Source organism: Shinella daejeonensis (genome assembly GCF_024281235.1).
Lineage (GTDB): Bacteria > Pseudomonadota > Alphaproteobacteria > Rhizobiales > Rhizobiaceae > Shinella > Shinella daejeonensis.
In genome coordinates, this window is record NZ_JAHWXY010000002.1 from 553160 (window position 1) to 570187 (window position 17028).

General features: G+C 62.7%; 15 protein-coding genes. 3 read left to right on the forward strand and 12 right to left on the reverse strand.

Annotated features, from left to right (window positions below):
• The first annotated feature begins 119 nt into the window (after nucleotides 1-119).
• Both KYK29_RS09160 and KYK29_RS09165 read left to right on the forward strand, forming a co-directional pair.
• Nucleotides 120-1706, forward strand: coding sequence for an ABC transporter substrate-binding protein (locus KYK29_RS09160; protein ID WP_254690577.1), 1587 nt, complete (start codon nucleotides 120-122; stop codon nucleotides 1704-1706).
• A gap of 91 nt (nucleotides 1707-1797) precedes the next feature.
• The gene (locus KYK29_RS09165) at nucleotides 1798-2568 is read left to right on the forward strand and encodes an SDR family oxidoreductase (protein WP_254690578.1); all 771 of its coding nucleotides are present in this window, start codon (nucleotides 1798-1800) and stop codon (nucleotides 2566-2568) included.
• Between the two features lie 4 nt (nucleotides 2569-2572).
• Here the strand turns inward: KYK29_RS09165 and KYK29_RS09170 are convergent, their stop codons facing one another.
• From KYK29_RS09170 to KYK29_RS09205, 8 genes are all read right to left on the reverse strand, one after another.
• Nucleotides 2573-4330 carry an ABC transporter ATP-binding protein gene (locus tag KYK29_RS09170; RefSeq protein WP_254690579.1) on the reverse strand — a complete coding sequence of 586 codons (1758 nt, stop codon included), beginning with the start codon at nucleotides 4328-4330 and terminating at the stop codon, nucleotides 2573-2575.
• 211 nt (nucleotides 4331-4541) lie between these two features.
• Nucleotides 4542-5813, reverse strand: coding sequence for an NAD(P)/FAD-dependent oxidoreductase (locus KYK29_RS09175; protein ID WP_254690872.1), 1272 nt, complete (start codon nucleotides 5811-5813; stop codon nucleotides 4542-4544).
• Nucleotides 5814-6211: 398 nt separating this feature from the next.
• Nucleotides 6212-7591 (reverse strand): amidase, encoded by a 1380-nt coding sequence (locus tag KYK29_RS09180; protein WP_254690580.1) that lies wholly within the window; start codon nucleotides 7589-7591, stop codon nucleotides 6212-6214.
• A complete protein-coding gene (locus tag KYK29_RS09185; RefSeq protein ID WP_254690581.1) occupies nucleotides 7584-7754 on the reverse strand; it encodes a hypothetical protein in 171 nt (56 codons plus the stop codon). Before KYK29_RS09185 ends, KYK29_RS09180 begins: the two co-directional genes overlap by 8 nt.
• Nucleotides 7755-7947: 193 nt before the next feature.
• The gene (locus KYK29_RS09190; RefSeq protein ID WP_254690582.1) at nucleotides 7948-8793 is read right to left on the reverse strand and encodes a transporter substrate-binding domain-containing protein; all 846 of its coding nucleotides are present in this window, start codon (nucleotides 8791-8793) and stop codon (nucleotides 7948-7950) included.
• A 203-nt stretch (nucleotides 8794-8996) separates the two neighbouring features.
• The gene (locus tag KYK29_RS09195) at nucleotides 8997-9770 is read right to left on the reverse strand and encodes an amino acid ABC transporter ATP-binding protein (protein WP_254690583.1); all 774 of its coding nucleotides are present in this window, start codon (nucleotides 9768-9770) and stop codon (nucleotides 8997-8999) included.
• Nucleotides 9767-10435, reverse strand: coding sequence for an amino acid ABC transporter permease (locus KYK29_RS09200; protein WP_254690584.1), 669 nt, complete (start codon nucleotides 10433-10435; stop codon nucleotides 9767-9769). The genes KYK29_RS09195 and KYK29_RS09200 overlap by 4 nt, the downstream gene beginning before the upstream one ends.
• Before the next feature lie 26 nt (nucleotides 10436-10461).
• Nucleotides 10462-12207, reverse strand: coding sequence for a thiamine pyrophosphate-binding protein (locus KYK29_RS09205; RefSeq protein WP_254690585.1), 1746 nt, complete (start codon nucleotides 12205-12207; stop codon nucleotides 10462-10464).
• 157 nt (nucleotides 12208-12364) lie between these two features.
• On the opposite strand from KYK29_RS09205, the gene KYK29_RS09210 reads away from it, so the two are divergent.
• Complete coding sequence (locus KYK29_RS09210) at nucleotides 12365-13282, forward strand: LysR family transcriptional regulator (protein ID WP_254690586.1); 918 nt, start codon at nucleotides 12365-12367, stop codon at nucleotides 13280-13282.
• Nucleotides 13283-13363: 81 nt separating this feature from the next.
• Here KYK29_RS09210 and KYK29_RS09215 read toward each other — a convergent pair whose 3' ends face one another.
• Genes KYK29_RS09215 through KYK29_RS09230 form a run of 4 tightly spaced genes read right to left on the reverse strand, consistent with a single transcriptional unit; the run spans nucleotide 13364 to nucleotide 16989 of the window.
• Nucleotides 13364-14122, reverse strand: coding sequence for an SDR family NAD(P)-dependent oxidoreductase (locus tag KYK29_RS09215; protein ID WP_254690587.1), 759 nt, complete (start codon nucleotides 14120-14122; stop codon nucleotides 13364-13366).
• Nucleotides 14123-14147: 25 nt separating this feature from the next.
• Nucleotides 14148-14954: an ABC transporter permease gene (locus tag KYK29_RS09220; RefSeq protein WP_254690588.1), complete on the reverse strand. Its 807-nt coding sequence runs from the start codon at nucleotides 14952-14954 to the stop codon at nucleotides 14148-14150.
• Between the two features lie 14 nt (nucleotides 14955-14968).
• Nucleotides 14969-15820 carry an ABC transporter permease gene (locus tag KYK29_RS09225; protein WP_437437238.1) on the reverse strand — a complete coding sequence of 284 codons (852 nt, stop codon included), beginning with the start codon at nucleotides 15818-15820 and terminating at the stop codon, nucleotides 14969-14971.
• An 11-nt stretch (nucleotides 15821-15831) separates the two neighbouring features.
• Nucleotides 15832-16989: an ABC transporter substrate-binding protein gene (locus KYK29_RS09230; RefSeq protein ID WP_254690589.1), complete on the reverse strand. Its 1158-nt coding sequence runs from the start codon at nucleotides 16987-16989 to the stop codon at nucleotides 15832-15834.
• Nucleotides 16990-17028 lie beyond the last annotated feature (39 nt).

The following is a 17028-nucleotide window of genomic DNA, read 5'->3' on the forward strand; positions in this document are numbered from 1 at the left end:
TGTCGCGCCCGGCAAACATGCGAGCCTCCGATAATCGGCTTGGTAGGAAATTACCACGGTCCCCGGTTGAGGAATACGGGGATCGCTGACGTCCAGAGCCTGTTTGGGAGGAGGTTCCAATGTCCGATGAGTTGAAATATCTGGCCACCATGGTCGCCCGCGGAAAAATGGATCGCCGGTCCTTTCTCGGCCGCGCCGCCATGCTCGGCGCAGCTGCGCTCGCGCCCGGCCTGCTGGCGAGCGCCGCCCGCGCCGAAGGACCGGTCAAGGGCGGCACGATGCGCGTCGGTCTCGGCGGCGGCCAGACGACGGATACGCTCGATCCGGCGCTGGCGGCAAGCGAGGGACCGAATACCCTCATGGCGCAATTCGGCGAGAAGCTGCTCGAAGTCGACGCGAAAGGCGACATCGTTCCACGTCTGGCAACGGAATTCGGTTCCTCCAAGGACGCCAAGACCTGGACGTTCAAGATCCGCGAAGGCGTGACCTTCCACAATGGCAAGTCCGTGACCGCCGAGGATGTGGTCGAAACGATGAAGCGCCATGCCGACAGCGAGAGCAATTCGGCCGCTCTCGGCCTGATGGCAGGCATTACCAGAATGAGCGCCTCCGGCAACGAGTTCATCGCCGAACTGGAAGATCCGAACGCCGACTTCCCCTATATCATGGCGGACTATCACCTGCTCATCCAGCCGGAGGGCGGCCGCGCAAACCCGGCCGACGGCATCGCCGCCGGCCCTTACAAGGTCGTCAGCCAGCAGCCCGGCGTGCGCTACGTCTTCGAAAAATACGCCGGCTACTGGGATGACACGCGGGGTCACTGCGACACGCTCGACGTGACGATCATCAACGACGATACCGCCCGCGTCGCCGCCGTGCAGTCCGGCCAGGTGGACATGATCAACCGCGTCGCGCCGAGGGTCGCCGGGCTTCTGGAGCGCGTTCAGTCGGTCGCCGTCAAATCGGTGCCGAGCCGCGGCCACTACGTTCTGGTGATGCGGACCAATGCCCAGCCCTTCGACAACAACGATCTGCGGCTCGCCCTGAAATATGCGATCGACCGGCAGTCGCTGCTCGACAAAGTGCTGCTGGGACACGGCACGGTGGGCAACGACATTCCGATCAACAAATTCTACCCGTTCTTCGGCGACGATCTGGAACAGCGCGAATACGACCCGGACAAGGCGCGCTTCCATTTCCAGAAGTCCGGGCATCAGGGCCCCGTCGTGATCGAAACCTCCGAAGTGGCGTTTCCCGGCGCCGTCGACGCCTGCCAGCTCTTCCAGCAGAGCGCGGCGGCCGCCGACATCCCGCTTGAGATCAAGCGCATTCCGGGTGACGGCTACTGGTCGGACGTCTGGAACAAGCGTCCGTTCTGCGCTTCCTACTGGAACGGCCGGCCGACCCAGGACATGATCTATTCCACGATCTACACGAGCGGCGCCGCCTGGAACGAATCCGCCTATTCGAACCCCGAGTTCGACGAGACGGTCGTTCTCGCCCGCGGCGAGCTTGACGCCGGCAAGCGTGTCGACCTCTACCGCAAGCTCGCCACCACGATCCGCGACGATGGCGGCACCATCGTGCCGATGTTCAGCAACTTCATCGACGCCGTCGGCCAGAACGTCGGCGGCTGGACCGACGACCCGAACGCGCCGCTGATGAATGCGCTGGCGCCGGTCAAATGCTGGCTGTCGAACACCTGACGGCCGCCTTCCGGTGCGAGCGGCAACCCAGCCGCTCGCACCGATACCTCCCGGCAAAAACCACTGACCTCATTCCGGAGATAGCAACAGGATGTCCGCTCCCCTGATCGTCATGATAACCGCGGCCGCCTCGGGGATTGGCCGTACGGTCGCCGAAGCTTTCGCAACCGCCGGCCATCGCGTCTTTGCCTGCGATGCCGATGCCCGCGCGGTCGAGGAAATGTCGGCAAGCAACCCCACCATTGCCGCAAGCCGCGTCGATGTGACGTCGCCGGCGGAAATCGAGGCGTGGTTTGCCTCGGTCAAGGCCGAGGCGGGCGGCCTCGATGTCCTGATCAACAACGCCGGGATCGCCGGGCCGACCGACCGGCTGGAGAATATCGCCGTGGAGCGCTGGCAGCAGTGCATCGACGTGTGCCTGAACAGCCAGTTCCTGACGGGCCGTTGCGCAATTCCGCTCATGAAGGAAAGAGGATCGGGCTCCATCATCAACCTGTCCTCCACGGCCGGGCTTTTCGGCTACGGATTGCGCACACCCTATGCCGCGGCGAAATGGGCCGTCATCGGTCTTACCAAGTCGATGGCCATCGAACTCGGGGACTGGAATATTCGCGTCAACGCGATCTGCCCCGGATCCGTCTCCGGCGATCGAATGGATCGCGTCATTGCCGCCGAGGCCTCCATGCGCGCCACATCGGCGGAAGAAATCAGGCGGGGATATACCAGCGGCCAATCCATCAAGCGCTTCGTCGAGCCCAGGGAAATCGCCGACCTCTGCCTGTTCCTGTCCTCGCCGGCCGCCAGCATGATCAGCGGGCAGGCCATAGCGATCGACGGGCACACCGAGACCTATCACCTGTGAGCCGCTATCCCTTGCTCTGCAATCGATGAACGGTGTCGCCGGACGATTGAACGTTCTGTAGATCGCGATACCGACCGTTCTTTCTCGCGATAAGTTCGGCATGGCTTCCGCTTTCGACGATACGGCCATCGTCGACGACGAGAATGCGATCGGCATTCGCGATGGTGGCGAGACGATGGGCGATGACCAGCGTCGTGCGACCTTCGGAAAGCTCGGCAAGTGACTGCTGGATGGCCCGTTCGGTCTCCGTGTCGAGCGCCGAGGTCGCCTCGTCGAGGATGAGGATCGGCGGGTTCTTCAGGAAGATGCGGGCGATGGCGAGACGCTGCTTCTGGCCGCCGGAAAGCTTGACCCCGCGCTCGCCGATGATCGTATCGAGGCCGTCGGCCAGATTGGCGATCACCTCGTCGAGCCGGGCACGCCGCGCCGCCTCGACGATCTCGGCCTCGCTGGCGTCAAGCCGGCCGTAGGCGATGTTCTCGCGCACCGTACCGGCGAAGAGGAACACGTCCTGCTGCACGATGCCGATGTTGGAGCGCAACGATTTCAGCGTCATGTCGCGAATGTCGATGCCGTCGACGGTGATCGCGCCCGACGTAATCTCGTAAAAGCGCGGCAGGAGCGAACAGATCGTCGTCTTGCCCGCACCGGAGGGGCCGACGAAAGCGATCGTCTCCCCGGCCCTGATCGCAAGATCTAGGCCCTCGAAGATCGGTTTCACGGCGCTATAGCCGAAACGAACGTCGCGGTACGCGATATCGCCCGCAAGCCTCACCACCTCGCGCGCATCGACGCGATCCCGGATATCAGGCAGGGTGTCGAGGAACTGCGTATAGCGCGTGAAGCCGGCAATGCCCTTCGGATAGGTCTCGATGATCGAGTTGATCTTGTCGATCGGCCGGAAGAACACGCCGACCAGAAGCAGGAAGCCGACGAAACCGCCGGCCGAAAGCTCGCCGCGCGTCACGAACCATGCACCCGCCAGCATCACCACGACCTGCACGAAACGCATCGAAAGATAGGAGAGCGACAGGGAGGCCGCCATGACCTTGTAGGCTTCGAGCTTGGTGACGAGATAGTTGCGGTTGTTCTCCGCGAACAATTTCCGCTCGTGATCCTCGTTGGCGAAGGCCTGCACGACGCGGATGCCGCCGACATTCTCCTCGATGCGGGCGTTGAAATCGGCAACGCGCCCGTAAAGCGCATGCCAGGTCGAGGTCATGCGAGCGCCGTAATGGGTCGTGACGAAAGCCGTCAGCGGCACGATGACGGCCGTGATCAGCGCCAGCGGCACATGCACCCAGAGCATGAGGAGGAAGGCGCCGATCAGCGTCATGATGGCGATGAACAGATCCTCCGGGCCATGATGGGCGACCTCGCCGATTTCTTCGAGATCCTTGGTCAACCGCGCCACGAGATGGCCGGTCTTCTGGTTGTCGAAGAAACCGAAGGACAGTTTCTGGAGATGGTCGAAGGCCTTGCGGCGCATCTCCGCCTCGATGCGCACGCCGAGCATATGGCCCCAATAGGTGACGATGACCTGAAGGCCGGCATTGACGAGATAGATCAGAAAAAGGCCGAGGGCCGCCAGCGCGATGAGATCGAGCCGCCCGGTCGGCAGCAACCGGTCGATGAAGAGCGTGACGGCGACCGGGAAGGCAAGCTCCAGCAGGCCGGCGGCGACCGCACTGCCGAAATCCAGCACGAACAGCCCGCGATGCGGGCGGTAATAGGCGGCGAAGCGCTTGATGAGATCAGACATGGGCATGCTTTCAATACCGCTCGGGATCAAGACGATCGACTACACCGTTTCCGCCGCCTCCGGTGGAGGATTTTCGAGCCTTGCACGGGTTTATGAGTGTCACCCCCCGCACTACGGCCATGACGGGGCGAAGGCAAGGGCGTCGACGACTACGCATGGCACGGCGACGGCGGCTTCGGCAAGGGACCCGGCGGCGGTCACGACGTCAGCTTCACCGCCAGAGGGAAAAGCGGTCGAGCGAAAAGGGGGATAGGCTTACGGCCGGTTCGCGGCCGGCCACGAGACCGGCCACCAGATGCGCCGTCATCGGCGCGGCCGCCAGACCCACATGACCATGGCCGAACGCATAGATGATATCCGGCGACCGGGTAGACGCGTCTATCACCGGCAGACCGTCGGGCGTCGACGGCCGATGCCCCATCCACCGCGACACCCTGCGGCTCTTGAGATCCTCGCGCACCGAAGGATAGGTCGCCGCCGCCTGCCCCAGCAGCAGATCGGAGCGCCGCCAGTTGGGCGGCGCATCGACGGTGGCGATCTCCACCTGGCCTGCGATCCGCAAGCCTGCGCGGGTCGGCGTGTTGGCCGACTTGCTATCGCTTGTCATCACGGGAATGGATGGCCCCTCGTGCAGGGATTGCGCCACAACGTGATAGCCCCGTTCGCTGTGGAGCGGAACATCGTCGCCGCACATTCGCACCAATGCGCGGGATCGGATGCCGGCGCAGATCACCGCCGCATCGCACGCCAGCGGACCGGCATCCGTTTCCACCGCCTTCAGCCGTCCTCCCGTGATCGAAAAGCCGGTTGCGACGGCGGGCAGCAGATGTCCGTTCATCGCGATCACATGATCCTTGATCGCAGCGACATAGGCCCCCGGATCAACGCAATGGGCGCCGCCGGCGACAAACACCCCGAAACCGTAATGCGTGCCGAGCGACGGCTCGCGCTCATGCAGCGCCGCCCCTTCGAGTTCCGTCCACTCTACCCCGTTCTGCTTCCTCAGACGCCAGGCAAGCCCGTCGAGCATGAACGCGCGGCGATCCGGATAGACATAGAGCAGCCCGTTCGACACGACCATTTCCGGCCGTCCTATCTCGGCGGCAAGAAAGCGGTGGCGCGCTGGCGCATCCGAAAGCAGCGACGCCAGCGCCATTGCGGTGCGCTCAACCTTGGCCTCGGTACAGCCCGCCCAGAGAAAGCGAAGCAACCAGGGCAGCATGGCCGGAACGTCACGCCAACGGATCGTCAGCGGGCCGGTCGGATCGAGAAGATAGCCCGGCACCTTCTTCCAGGTGCCGGGCATCGACATCGGGACCACGGAGGCAGGGCTTATCCATGCGCCGTTGCCGAAGCTCGCCGCCTGCTCGCCGCCTACCGGCCCGGGTTCGATCAGGGTGACACGATGCTTCTCGGCAACGAGCGCCGCGGCGACACAGGCGCCGACGATACCACTACCAACAACTGCAATATGCTTGGTCATCATCATTCCACGACCTGGAGCATTTCCAGCCGAAGCGACCTCGCTTCGGCATTGGATAATGCCGTAAAAACAATATATTAGAACAATCCCGATGAGACCGATTTCACCGGAACCGCTCTAGATTTCCACAAGGACACGGACGTTTCGCCGTATCGTGTATTCATCGACCCGGATACCGAGCCGGGGCCGGTCGGCCCAGCGCCCGGCATCCTGATCGGACTTTCGATGAAGAAAAGCCTCATTCTCTCTATGCAAGCCTTCACTGGCTTCTCCGGAAAAATGGACGTCAAACTGCCGCCCACACGGCGACGCCGCGCAGGATGGTAAAATTGCCATGCACATGTTTTCGAGCACCACGCGTCCGGGCGGACGCGCAAGGAGCGCTCCACCTCCTTGAATTAAATCACTTTATCTGTTCTCTGATCATCCCACCTGCCGATACGCCTTTCGAGACCTTCGGCAATATCGAGCAACGAGGCTTCGCTTCCCCGGCGGCCCAGAAGCTGCATGCCGATCGGCAGGCCCTGTTTCGAAACACCGCACGGCAGCGTGACGGCCGGAAGATGCAGGAAGTTGGCCAGGATGTTGATGTTCGGATCTCCCATAAAATAGAAGCGGTCGACGGCGGCCAGTTTGCCCGGCGGATTCACGGAAACCGGCAGGGCGATAAACTCCACCCGGTCGAAGAGCCTGATCGTCGCGCGATAAAGCGTGTCGCGCAGCGAGATGGCGGCCATATAGTCGTCCAGCCGGACGGCTTCGCCAGCCAGCGTCCTGCTGCGGAACACGGTGCCATAATCGTCGTAATTCGCGCGCACGGCCGGAGCGTGGTTCGCCGCAACCTCGGCCATCATCGTGACGGAAGCCGCTGCATGGACGAGTTCCAGCGACGGCAGGCGAACTTGCTCCACGAAACCGCCACCGTCTTCGACGAGAAGGCCGGCGGCGTTGTAAGCTGCGCGCACCTCGGGGTGGAGACGGTCTTCCAGTCCCCATCCGACGGCGGCCATGCCGAAGCGAAGCCCGGAAAAATCGCCCCGTCTGTAGCGAATGCCGGCGTCACCCTCCCCGGTGTCGGACCCGGTAAGGCATTCATAAACCGTGCGGCAGTCCCGCGTGTTGCGGGCCATCGGGCCGACGTGGTCCATGGTGATGCTGAGAGGGCGGACACCGTGTCTCGACAGGCGATCGTAACCGGGCATCAGCCCGACGACGCCGCAATGGCCGCTTGGCGTACGGATCGAGCCGGCCGTATCGGTGCCGATCGAGGCGAGGCAGAGGCCGGCGGCGACCGACACGCCGGAACCGCTGGACGATCCGCCGGGAAAATATTCCGGATTCCACGGGTTCCTGGCCGGCGGGAAGGGCAGGTCGAAGGAGGGGCCGCCGAATGCGAATTCGTGGCAATTGGCCTTCCCGAGGATAATGGCATCGCAAGCGCGCAGACGCGCGACCACCTCCGCATCGCGGGCCGGCACCTCTCCGAGAGCCGAACGGGAGCAACCCGTGGTCGCAAGCCCTCTGACGTCGATGATGTCCTTGACCGAGACGGGCACCCCGGCAAGCGGCCCCACCGGCTCGCCGCGCGCCACCCTCTCGTCGATGGCACGGGCCTGGGCGAGCGCTCCGCCGGTATCGATGGACGTATAGGCGGAAAGGATCGGCTGGCTGGCTTCGACACGATCGAGGTAATACCCCGTGACATCCACAGCCGAAAGCCGGCCGGCCGATATGGCGTCTTGCAGTTTAGCGATGGTCAGGGCGCCGATGTCATTCATGAGGGGCGTCTTCTTCTTCCGGCGTAACGTCCTGCGCGACGGGGCTCGCCTTTCTGACGACGGCGATCATCGCCTCCAGAAGCCTGCGGCCCCGTTCAAGCTCGGCCCGTTCTTCATCGGTGACATGCGGCGGCAGCTCCGCCGGCGTGTGACGCTGGATCATGCCAGAGGTTCCTACATTTCGAGTTCAACGACGGCCGCCGGTTTGCAGCCGCCGATGCTGGCGGACGAAAGCACGGGATCGGATAATTCCACCCGATCCTGCGGGTTCCGGAGCAATTCCGGTGAAATCCGGTTCACCGGGATTGCTCTGCATTATCCGACGCCGAAGCGAGATCGCTTCGGCTGGAAATGCTCTAGAGATCGAGGCCCTCGGGAATGGTCGAAGCCGAGACGCCGATCGCCTCCATGTTGTTGATGACCATCTCGCGAATGCCGCCGATGTTTTTCTGGTAATTGATCCAGACGTTGATGAAGTCGCGCCAGGTCGCCCTGTCCTCGCGCCGGAAGCCGCCGTTGGTCGACGCGCCATAGGCCGGCTGGGGAACCGTAAGCGGGCCGAGCTGCGGGTTTTTCTGCACCATCGTCAGGGCGAGGAAGACATCCACGATCTGGCAATCCGCCCGGCCAGCCTGGACGGCCGCCACCCCTTCATCGACGGATTTGAAGCGCATGACATTGGCGTTGGGGCAAAGACGCGTGACGATCTGGTCATGGGACGAGCCGACGTCGACGGCGATCGTCACCGAGGGATCGTTGAGGTCGACCCAGTTGTTTCCTTCAAAACCCTTCTTGCGGATCATGGCGAAGGCGCTCATGAAGAGCGAATTGCAGAAATCCACCACCAGCGCGCGCTTCGGCGTTGGCGACATGCCGAAGAAAAGGTCGATCTTGTTCGCCTCCAGATCCAGGACGGCGTTGCCCCAGGTCGTCTCGACGATCTTCAACTGCGCGTCGAACGTGGCGGCGATGTCCTTGGCGAAGTCGACGCAGAAACCTTTCCACTCCCCGCTGGAAAGATCCTTGTAGGTAAAGGGCGCACCGCCGGCCACTGCCCCCAGCCGAAGTTCCTTCGTCCGGGCGATACGGTCCATAACGCGTTCCACGCCAGCTTCCTGGGCGACGGCGGCAGTCGCCGGGATGGCGATGGCCGACACGGCAAGCCCGGCCGTCAACAGGTTCCGTCGATTGGTCATAGTCATATTTTCACTTGCTCCCGTTTTATCGTTTCCGTTGGTCTTGCGGCGGCGGCCGCATGCGGAGGGCCTCTTCCCGGCAGCCTCCTGCATTTCGTGACAGATCTTGGCTAGAGCAATTCCGGTAGAATCCGGCAGGAATTGTTCTAATATATTGTTTTTATCGCATTATCCGACGCCGAGGCGGTCTCGCTTCGGCTGGAAATGCTCTAGACGCCGTCCTTTCCGTGGAAATGGGCCAAGAAGGCGCGCGTCGCCGGGTTCTGCGGCTCGTCGATAACGAGATTGGCCGGGCCTTCCTCGACGATCACGCCGTCCCGCATGAAGATGACCTTGTCGGCAACCTCCCGGGCGAAGGCCATCTCGTGCGTGACGATCACCATGGTCATGCCGTCGCGCGCCAGCGAACGCATCACGGACAGAACCTCGCCGACAAGCTCGGGATCGAGCGCGGAGGTCGCTTCGTCGAAGAGCATGACCTCCGGCTGCATGGCAAGGGCGCGGGCGATCGCAACACGCTGCTTCTGGCCGCCGGAGAGCCGGCCGGGAAACTCCTGCGCCTTGTCCGGCAGCCCCACCTTCGTCAGCAGTTCGAGGCCGAGGGCTTCCGCCTCCGCCCTTGGCATCTTGCGGACGATCATCGGCGCTTCGACGATATTGCCCAGAACGCTCAGATGCGGAAACAGGTTGAAATGCTGGAACACCATGCCGGTATTGGCGCGGAAACCGGCCAGCTTGTATTTCGACGGCTGGGCCGTACCCGGTCCGAACGAGAACCGGTTCCGGCCGATGCGGATACTGCCCTGATCAGGCGTCACCAGAAGGTTGAGGCAACGCAGCAACGTCGACTTGCCCGAGCCCGACGGACCGATCAGGGCGACGACGCCACCCGGCTCGACCGTCAGATCGATACCATGCAGGACATTGAGGGAACCGAAACTCTTGTGAAGACCGCTGACTTCGATCTTGGGTTCGCTGGTCATGGCTCAATCCTCACTGAAAACTTCTTCTCGCCGTAGCGCGCCAACGTCGTCAGCGGGAAGAGTATCGCCAGATAGGCGAGCGCAATGGCCGAATACACTTCAAGCGGCTTGTAGCTGTCATGGGCGATGATCTGGCCCTGATAAAGCAGATCCGGAACGGCGATGATCGACACCAGCGACGTGTTCTTGAGCTGGATGATCGACTGGTTCAGCATCGGCGGCGCCATGCGCTTGAGCGCCTGCGGCAGGATGATCCTTTTCATGATCTGCAAGGGTGTCATGCCAAGCGCCATGCCGGCCTCGCTTTGGCCGACGTCGATCGAGACGATGCCGCCGCGGATGATCTCGGCATAGAATGCGCCGCCATAGAGGGACAGAGCGATCAAACCGGCCGATACGCCCGACAGTTCTATCCCCGACAGGATCGGTAGCGCATAATAGATCCAGATCAGTTGCACCAGCAGCGGGGTGCAACGGAAAAGCTCGACATAGGCGGATGCAATGAGCCGGATCACCGCAAAGCGCGACAGCATCATCAGCCCCGCGACCATGCCGGCGATGATCCCGAGAATAACGACGGCGATGGTGAAGCCGATCGTTACGCCGATGCCTTCGGCAAATAGGTATCGATAGTTCCAGAGGAATTGGAAATCCCAAGCATACATAATGTTCGATCCGCTGTTTGCGCCGGCTATACCGAGGCCATTTCTTCAAGCGCGACAGGGTTCACACCTGTTTTCTGCAACCATGAATAAACGGGAGGTAGCCGGTTTGCGATGGATTCGACAACCACGTCGATAAAGCAGGGACCATCGTGGCCAAAGGCTGCGACAAGAGCGCTTTCGAATTCCTCGGGGGTCTCGACCCGGAACGAACGGATGCCGTAGACGTCGGCAAGCCTGTCCATGCTGTAGGCGTTGAAATCGACGCTGAACGTGCCGTCGTTCTCGCGCCCGGTGCTCGTCACCCGTTGCAGGGCCTTGATCCAGCCGAAGCAGGCATTGTTGAAATGGATCAGCACCGCCGGAATGTTCAGCCGGGACAGGGTCTCCAGTTCGCCGGCCGACATGCCGAGCGAACCGTCTCCGAACAGGCCGACGGGGCGCACGTCGGGTGCCGCGTAATAGGCGCCGATGACGGCCGGAATCGCATAGCCCAATCCGCCGAAGAAACGGGGGATGACGAGCCGCGACCGGTCGTCGCGAAACTTCAGGAAGCGGGTGGAATATGGCGTCGGCGTGCCGGCGTCGGAAATGACGTTGCAGGGGGTCGGCAAATGCCGGTTGAGCGTTTCGATAACGAATTCCGGCCGGATGGGAGCGGCTTCCCGTTCGACCATCGAGGCGGCATGCTCCCAGAATTCCCGGCGGCGCGCGTTGATATCGTCAACCCAGGAAGTCCGGTCCGCACGATAATCCGGATCGACCGCATCGAGCATGGCCTCCAGCACCGCACGGGCGTCACCGGAGATGGGAAAGTCGATCTCGTAGGTATTGGCGATCGCTTCCGGGTCCAGATCGACCTGTACGATCCGGCACCTTGCACCCGGGGCCGGGCGTTGCCAGTTCATTGTGGCGACGGACCCCATACGGCAGCCGATATAGACGATGAGGTCGGCGTTCTCCTGCGCCCAGAGCGCATGCGGGTGGAAACCGTTGTCACCAATGATGCCGATGCTGAGACGATGATCGTCACGCACCGCGCCCTGACCGGTGATCGTGGTGACGACCGGGACGTGCATGCGCTCGGCAAAGGCCGTCAGCGCAGCAGAGGCTCCCGAGCGGTTCACGCCGCCGCCGGCCACGATCAGCGGCTTGCGCGACTCAAGTAATGCAGCCATCGCCGCGGCGATGGCCTCCGGCTGCGGCCGGACGCGATAGGACGGCGCGACCCGGCATTGCGGCTCGACATGCAGGGAGACATTCTCTTCCGGCATCTCCTCGTAGAGAAGATCCTCCGGCAGGGCGAGCACCGTCGCACCCGGGCAGCCGGCGGTGGCATGCCGAAAGGCGCGCCGGACGATTTCGGGCAGTTTGGCGACGGACGGCAGGGTCTCGACATGTTTGGCGACGGGACGGAAGAGTTCCGAAATCGGCAGCTCCGTCAGCGTGCCCCGGCCCACGCCGGCGCGGGGAATGTCGTTGACCAGCAGGATCACCGGGACGGACGACTTGTTGGCCTCGGCCACGCCGGGCAGCGCATACATGGCGCCGGCGCCGCTCGGCACTTCCGCAACGCCCGGTTTTCCGGAAAGGCGCGCATAGCAATCGGCCATGAAAAGGGCCGAGCGCTCGTCGCGGCAAAGGACATGACGCGGTGCGCCTTCCACCGACTTGAGCGCGCCGTAGAGAGCCACATTGGTATCTCCGGGAACGCCGAAAACGACCTCGACCCCATAGTCGGAGAGCATTTTCACGAGAGCTGCCGCACCATTCATTTCCAGACCGTCTCCGCGATTGCACAGTGGGGTCAAAGCTGGCATAGGCGTCTGACGCATGTCGATACAAGAAACTGGAACAGGCTTTTGCGAAATTTTGTAGCCGGTGGAGGCGAAAAGCGGATATCCATCCTCGACAGCCGTGGATCGAAGCGAAATGGCTAAGCCGAAGCCGAGCCTGACACTGGTCCAGACCTTCTATCATCTGGCGAAATCCGGGTCTTTCTCGGCGGCGTCTCGTGAACTCAACCTGAGCTACCAGTCGGTTGCAAACCACATCCGCAGGCTTGAGCAGATACTCGAAAGCAAGCTCATCGTTTCCGAGCAGGGCGCGAAGCGAATTTCCCTCACCCCGAAGGGAACGATACTATTCAATATCCTGAATCCGGAATTCGACGTCATGCTCGAACGGATCAAGACCTTGATCGACAATCAGCGCGCAGTCATCCGGATCGGCGTCCCGCAGGGGTTCTTCCTGCATATGTTTCCAAACATAATCTCCAGGTTCCGGACGAAATACCCGGACTACGAACTGGCGTTCTACGAGCGGGACACCGCCCTGTCGGACCTCGTTCGGAACGGTGACGTCGACGTTCTCATCTCCGAGCGGTATTTCGGCGATCCCATTCTGACCCAGCGGCTTCTCGGCAACTACAAGCTCAGCCTCGTCTATCCGGCGTCCTGGGGCGTCCCGCCACCGCAGGAGGACGCTGTCGAATGGATCAAGGGACGTCCGTTCATAACGCACGAGCCGGGACAGACCCTGCGTAATCTCGCCTTCGACTTCCTCAAGCTCAGGGGCCTGGATATCACCCCGCTCATTTCGGTTTCCAGCAGCACGAGCGTGAAGCGCTGTATCGAAAAGGAGTTCGGCTTCGGCATTCTGCCGGCATGGAGCGTGCACCCCGGCGACACCCGTGTCCTCAGCATCGATCTCGATGACCTGGCGGCCGTTCAGGTCTATTTCGGAATGGCCAGTTTCATGCAGGACGATCCCGCCGTCACGCATCTGTACCAGTCCTGCCAGAACGAGTTCATGGAAGCGGCCAGATCACCGGCCCGACCGGACGGCTGAAGGCAATGCCGGGACGGGGCCGACAGCGGCCTTCAGGCGTTTATCGACCTCTTGCAAGCCAGCATCATCATGCAGGCGGCGTCACAAGCTTTCCGCCCCGTCGATCACCAGCGCATGGCCGGTCATGAAGGCGGACTTGTCGGAGGCGAGATAGAGGATCGCCTCGCCGATTTCCGCGGCGGAGCCGAAGCGGCCCATGGGAATGGTGTCGCGCACGTAATCCTCCAGCGCGGACCGGCCGCCCATCTGGCTCTCGAAGCCGGCATTGAACACCGTATCGACAAAACCGGGGCAGAGCGCATTGCAACGCACGTTGTGACGGGCGAAGTCAGCGGCGATCTGGCGCACCATGGCGATGACCGCATGTTTGGTCGTACAATAGGCGATCATCTCGCGATCGTATTGCACGCCGGAATTCGACGAGGTGACGATGATCGATCCCTGACGACGGGGCATCATCACCTGCATCGCCGCCTTGGCGGCGACAAAATGCGCGCGGACATTGAGCCGCCAGGAAAGATCCATATCGCCGGCGTCGACCTGATCGAGCCGGCCCGGCACCTGAACGCCGGCATGGGAATGCAGCACATCGAGCCGGCCATGACGCTCGGCGGCCGTCAGGATCGCCCTTTCCAGAGCGGCATCGTCGAGGACGTCGAGGCCGAAGCCCTCGGCCCGCCCGCCCGCCGCGGCGATCTCGCCGGCCACAGCCGCCGCCCGGTCGGCGACGAGGTCGGTGACGACGACATGGGCGCCCGCGCGCGCCATGGCGAGCGCACCCGCGCGGCCGATACCCGATCCTCCCGCCGTTACCAGCGCGATACGGTCCTTCAGTTCCATGCTTGAAAACTCCTGGGGTCGAGACTCAATGGCTGCGCCGGCGCATGATCACCTGCGCGGTGATCAGGCTGATCAGCGAAGCGGCCATGACGAGCGTGCCGATGACGTTGATTTCGGGGGTCACCCCGCGCCGGATCGACGAAAAGACGTAAATCGGCAGGGTCGTTTCCGATCCGGCAACGAAGAAGGCGATGATGAAATCGTCGAAGCTGAACGTGAAGGCCAGGAGAAACCCGGCCATCACGGCCGGCGCGATCTGCGGCAGGGTGATCTGGAGGAAGCTGCGCATCGGCGGCGCGCCGAGATCGGCGGAAGCCTCCAGCAGCGAGCGGTCCATGCCCTGAAGCCTCGCCCGAACGATAATGATCACCAGCGCCATCGTGAAGAGGCCGTGGGCGGCGATCAGCGAACCCTTGCCGAGACCGAGCTGGAACGGGTTGTCCGGGCCGGTCAGCGTTGCGAGAAACGGGTTCAGCGTGTCGAACACCGTCACCAGCGCGATCAGCGTGGCGATGCCGATGACGATCCCCGGCACCATCAGCGCCACATAGACCAGCGCGTCGTAGAGCAGGCGGAGCCGTCCGCGCACGCCTTGAAGAGCAACGGCTGCAAGTGTTCCGAACAGGGTGGCGAGCAGCGCCGAGCTGATCGCGACGGTAAAGCTGGTCTTGAAGGCGCCGACGACGAAGGGATTGGCAAGCGTCTTGCCGTACCATTGCAGCGAGAAGCCGCTGAACTGCGCCGCATGGCGTCCGGCATTGAAGGAAAAGAGCGCGATCACCCCGATCGGGATATAGAGGAACAGATAGACCGCAAGAGCATAGAGGCGCATCGACGTTCCTTACATCACATCAAGGCGACATCGTCGCGGCCGCCGGAAAGCCGGCGCAGGCTGCGCAGATAGAGCGTCACCGTGACCAGCATCACCAGGACCAGGGTCGCCGCCAAGGCCGCCCCGAAAGGCCAGTTGCGCGATTGCAGGAACAGGTCGACCAGCGCATTGCCGATGAAGAAGACCTTGCCGCCGCCCAGAAGCTGCGGAATCAGGAATTCCCCCATCAGCAGGATAAAGACCAGCATGGAGCCCGTCGCCACGCCGGCAAGCGACAGCGGCAGCGTGACCTGAAGGAAAGTGCGCCAGGGCGGACTGCCGAGATCGCTCGACGCTTCGAGAAGCCGCCGGTCGAGTTTTTCCAACGCGACATAAATCGGGAAAACCATCAGCGGAAGATAGCCGTAAACAATACCCACCATGACCGCGAACGGCGTGTTGATGAAGCGCGGCCGACCGAAACCGAACTCGCCGATGAGCCGGGGCAGGCCGTTGCCGCCGAGAATCTGGATCCACGCATAGGAGCGGATCAGGATCGAGGTCCAGAATGGCACGATCACCAGGATCAGCAGGAGGGTGCGCCAGCGCGGCGACGCCTTCTGGGCAAGGTAATAGGCCAGCGGATAGGCGATCAGCAGGCAGAGCAGCGTGCCGAACGGCGCGAGCGTCAGCGTATTGCGAAACGCTGCCCAGCGCGCGCCGAGATTGGCGTAATTCTCGAAAGTGAAGGCCGGGACATAACCGCCCGCGCCTCCCCTTTCGCCGAAGCTGAAGACGACGACCACCACAAGCGGCAACACCAGCATGCACAGGAGCCAAGCCGTGGCCGGGGCCAGGAACAGGGTGGTGCGCAGGGATGGTCGCACGTCCGGCCTCCTTACGCCGACTTGAAGCGCGCGAGGATTTCAGCACGCTGCGGATTGGTCATGGTGACCGCAGCGCCGAATTCCAGCGCATTGAGCAGGTCGGCCGCCGGATAGAGGATCTCGCTTTCGCGCATCTCGGCCGGCAGCAGCGCATCCACGCGGCTGTCGCCGGTGGCGTAGCCGTGGTACAGGGCTTCCTTCGCGGCCATATTCGGCTCGAGCAGGAAGTCGATCAGCGCGTAGGCGGCGTCTTTGTGCGGCGCCGAGGCCGGAATGGTGAAGAAGTCCGACCAGATCTCGCCGCCTTCCTTGCCCAGGATATAGGCGATCTCGGGCATATCGCGGTGAAGCTGGGTCGCATCGCCTGCCCAGCACATCGACATGGTCGCGTCACCCGAGCGCATCGAGGGCTGGTAGTCCGAGGTAATGGCGAAGAGATGCGGCTTGGCTTCGATCAGCAGCTTCTCGGCGTCGTCCAGCTCCTTCGGGTCAACCGAATTGAACGAATAGCCGAAGTATTTCAGCGCATTGCCGATAGCGGTGAGCTGGTAGTCATGCACGATGGAGCGGCCCGAAAGATCGCCCTTCGTCAGATCCCAGAATTCCTTCCAGCTCGTCGGCGTCGTGCCGTCGAAATCGGCCGTGTTGATGCAGAAGCCGGTGGTGCCGACGTTACGCGGGATAGCATAGGTCTTGCCGTCGACGATGCCCGGGCCGGCAAAACGCGGGTCGGTGGCCGACTTGTCATAGTTCGGCAGCCGCGACAGGTCGATCTCCTCGATGATCCCCTCGCCCACATAGGTGGTGATCGTGTAGTTGGTCGCCACGACCACGTCCCAGCCGGTGCCGCCCGCCTGGAGCTTGGCCAGCATCTCCTCGTTCGATCCGAAGACATTCATGTCGACGGCGCAGCCGGTGGCGGCCTTGAAGGCCTCGAAATCGGCAGGGTCGTGATAGTTGGGCCAGGTGGCGATCACCACGCGGTCGCCGATATTGCCCTGCGCCCGGGCGCGCGACGCAAGGCCGGGCATGGCTCCGGCCAGAACCGAAGTGGCAAGCCCGAGGCCCGTGACGCCGAGAAAATGACGTCGCGAAATGGACCCCTTGCGATAGCTCTCCAGCCGCTCGAGAAATTCCTTCGCCGAGATATGTCCGCTATTGTCAGTCATCGATAACCTCCCAAGTGTCGATGTAGTCGAACGAATGCC

Coding starts and splice junctions, on each gene's coding strand:
- KYK29_RS09180 (WP_254690580.1), bottom strand. CDS start 7,591: ATGAATGACATCGGCGCCCTGACCATCGCTAAACTGCAAGACGCCATA.
- KYK29_RS09160 (WP_254690577.1), top strand. CDS start 120: ATGTCCGATGAGTTGAAATATCTGGCCACCATGGTCGCCCGCGGAAAA.
- KYK29_RS09220 (WP_254690588.1), bottom strand. CDS start 14,954: ATGCGCCTCTATGCTCTTGCGGTCTATCTGTTCCTCTATATCCCGATC.
- KYK29_RS09190 (WP_254690582.1), bottom strand. CDS start 8,793: ATGACTATGACCAATCGACGGAACCTGTTGACGGCCGGGCTTGCCGTG.
- KYK29_RS09205 (WP_254690585.1), bottom strand. CDS start 12,207: ATGAATGGTGCGGCAGCTCTCGTGAAAATGCTCTCCGACTATGGGGTC.
- KYK29_RS09175 (WP_254690872.1), bottom strand. CDS start 5,813: ATGACCAAGCATATTGCAGTTGTTGGTAGTGGTATCGTCGGCGCCTGT.
- KYK29_RS09195 (WP_254690583.1), bottom strand. CDS start 9,770: ATGACCAGCGAACCCAAGATCGAAGTCAGCGGTCTTCACAAGAGTTTC.
- KYK29_RS09210 (WP_254690586.1), top strand. CDS start 12,365: ATGGCTAAGCCGAAGCCGAGCCTGACACTGGTCCAGACCTTCTATCAT.
- KYK29_RS09230 (WP_254690589.1), bottom strand. CDS start 16,989: ATGACTGACAATAGCGGACATATCTCGGCGAAGGAATTTCTCGAGCGG.
- KYK29_RS09165 (WP_254690578.1), top strand. CDS start 1,798: ATGTCCGCTCCCCTGATCGTCATGATAACCGCGGCCGCCTCGGGGATT.
- KYK29_RS09200 (WP_254690584.1), bottom strand. CDS start 10,435: ATGTATGCTTGGGATTTCCAATTCCTCTGGAACTATCGATACCTATTT.
- KYK29_RS09215 (WP_254690587.1), bottom strand. CDS start 14,122: ATGGAACTGAAGGACCGTATCGCGCTGGTAACGGCGGGAGGATCGGGT.
- KYK29_RS09185 (WP_254690581.1), bottom strand. CDS start 7,754: ATGATCCAGCGTCACACGCCGGCGGAGCTGCCGCCGCATGTCACCGAT.
- KYK29_RS09170 (WP_254690579.1), bottom strand. CDS start 4,330: ATGTCTGATCTCATCAAGCGCTTCGCCGCCTATTACCGCCCGCATCGC.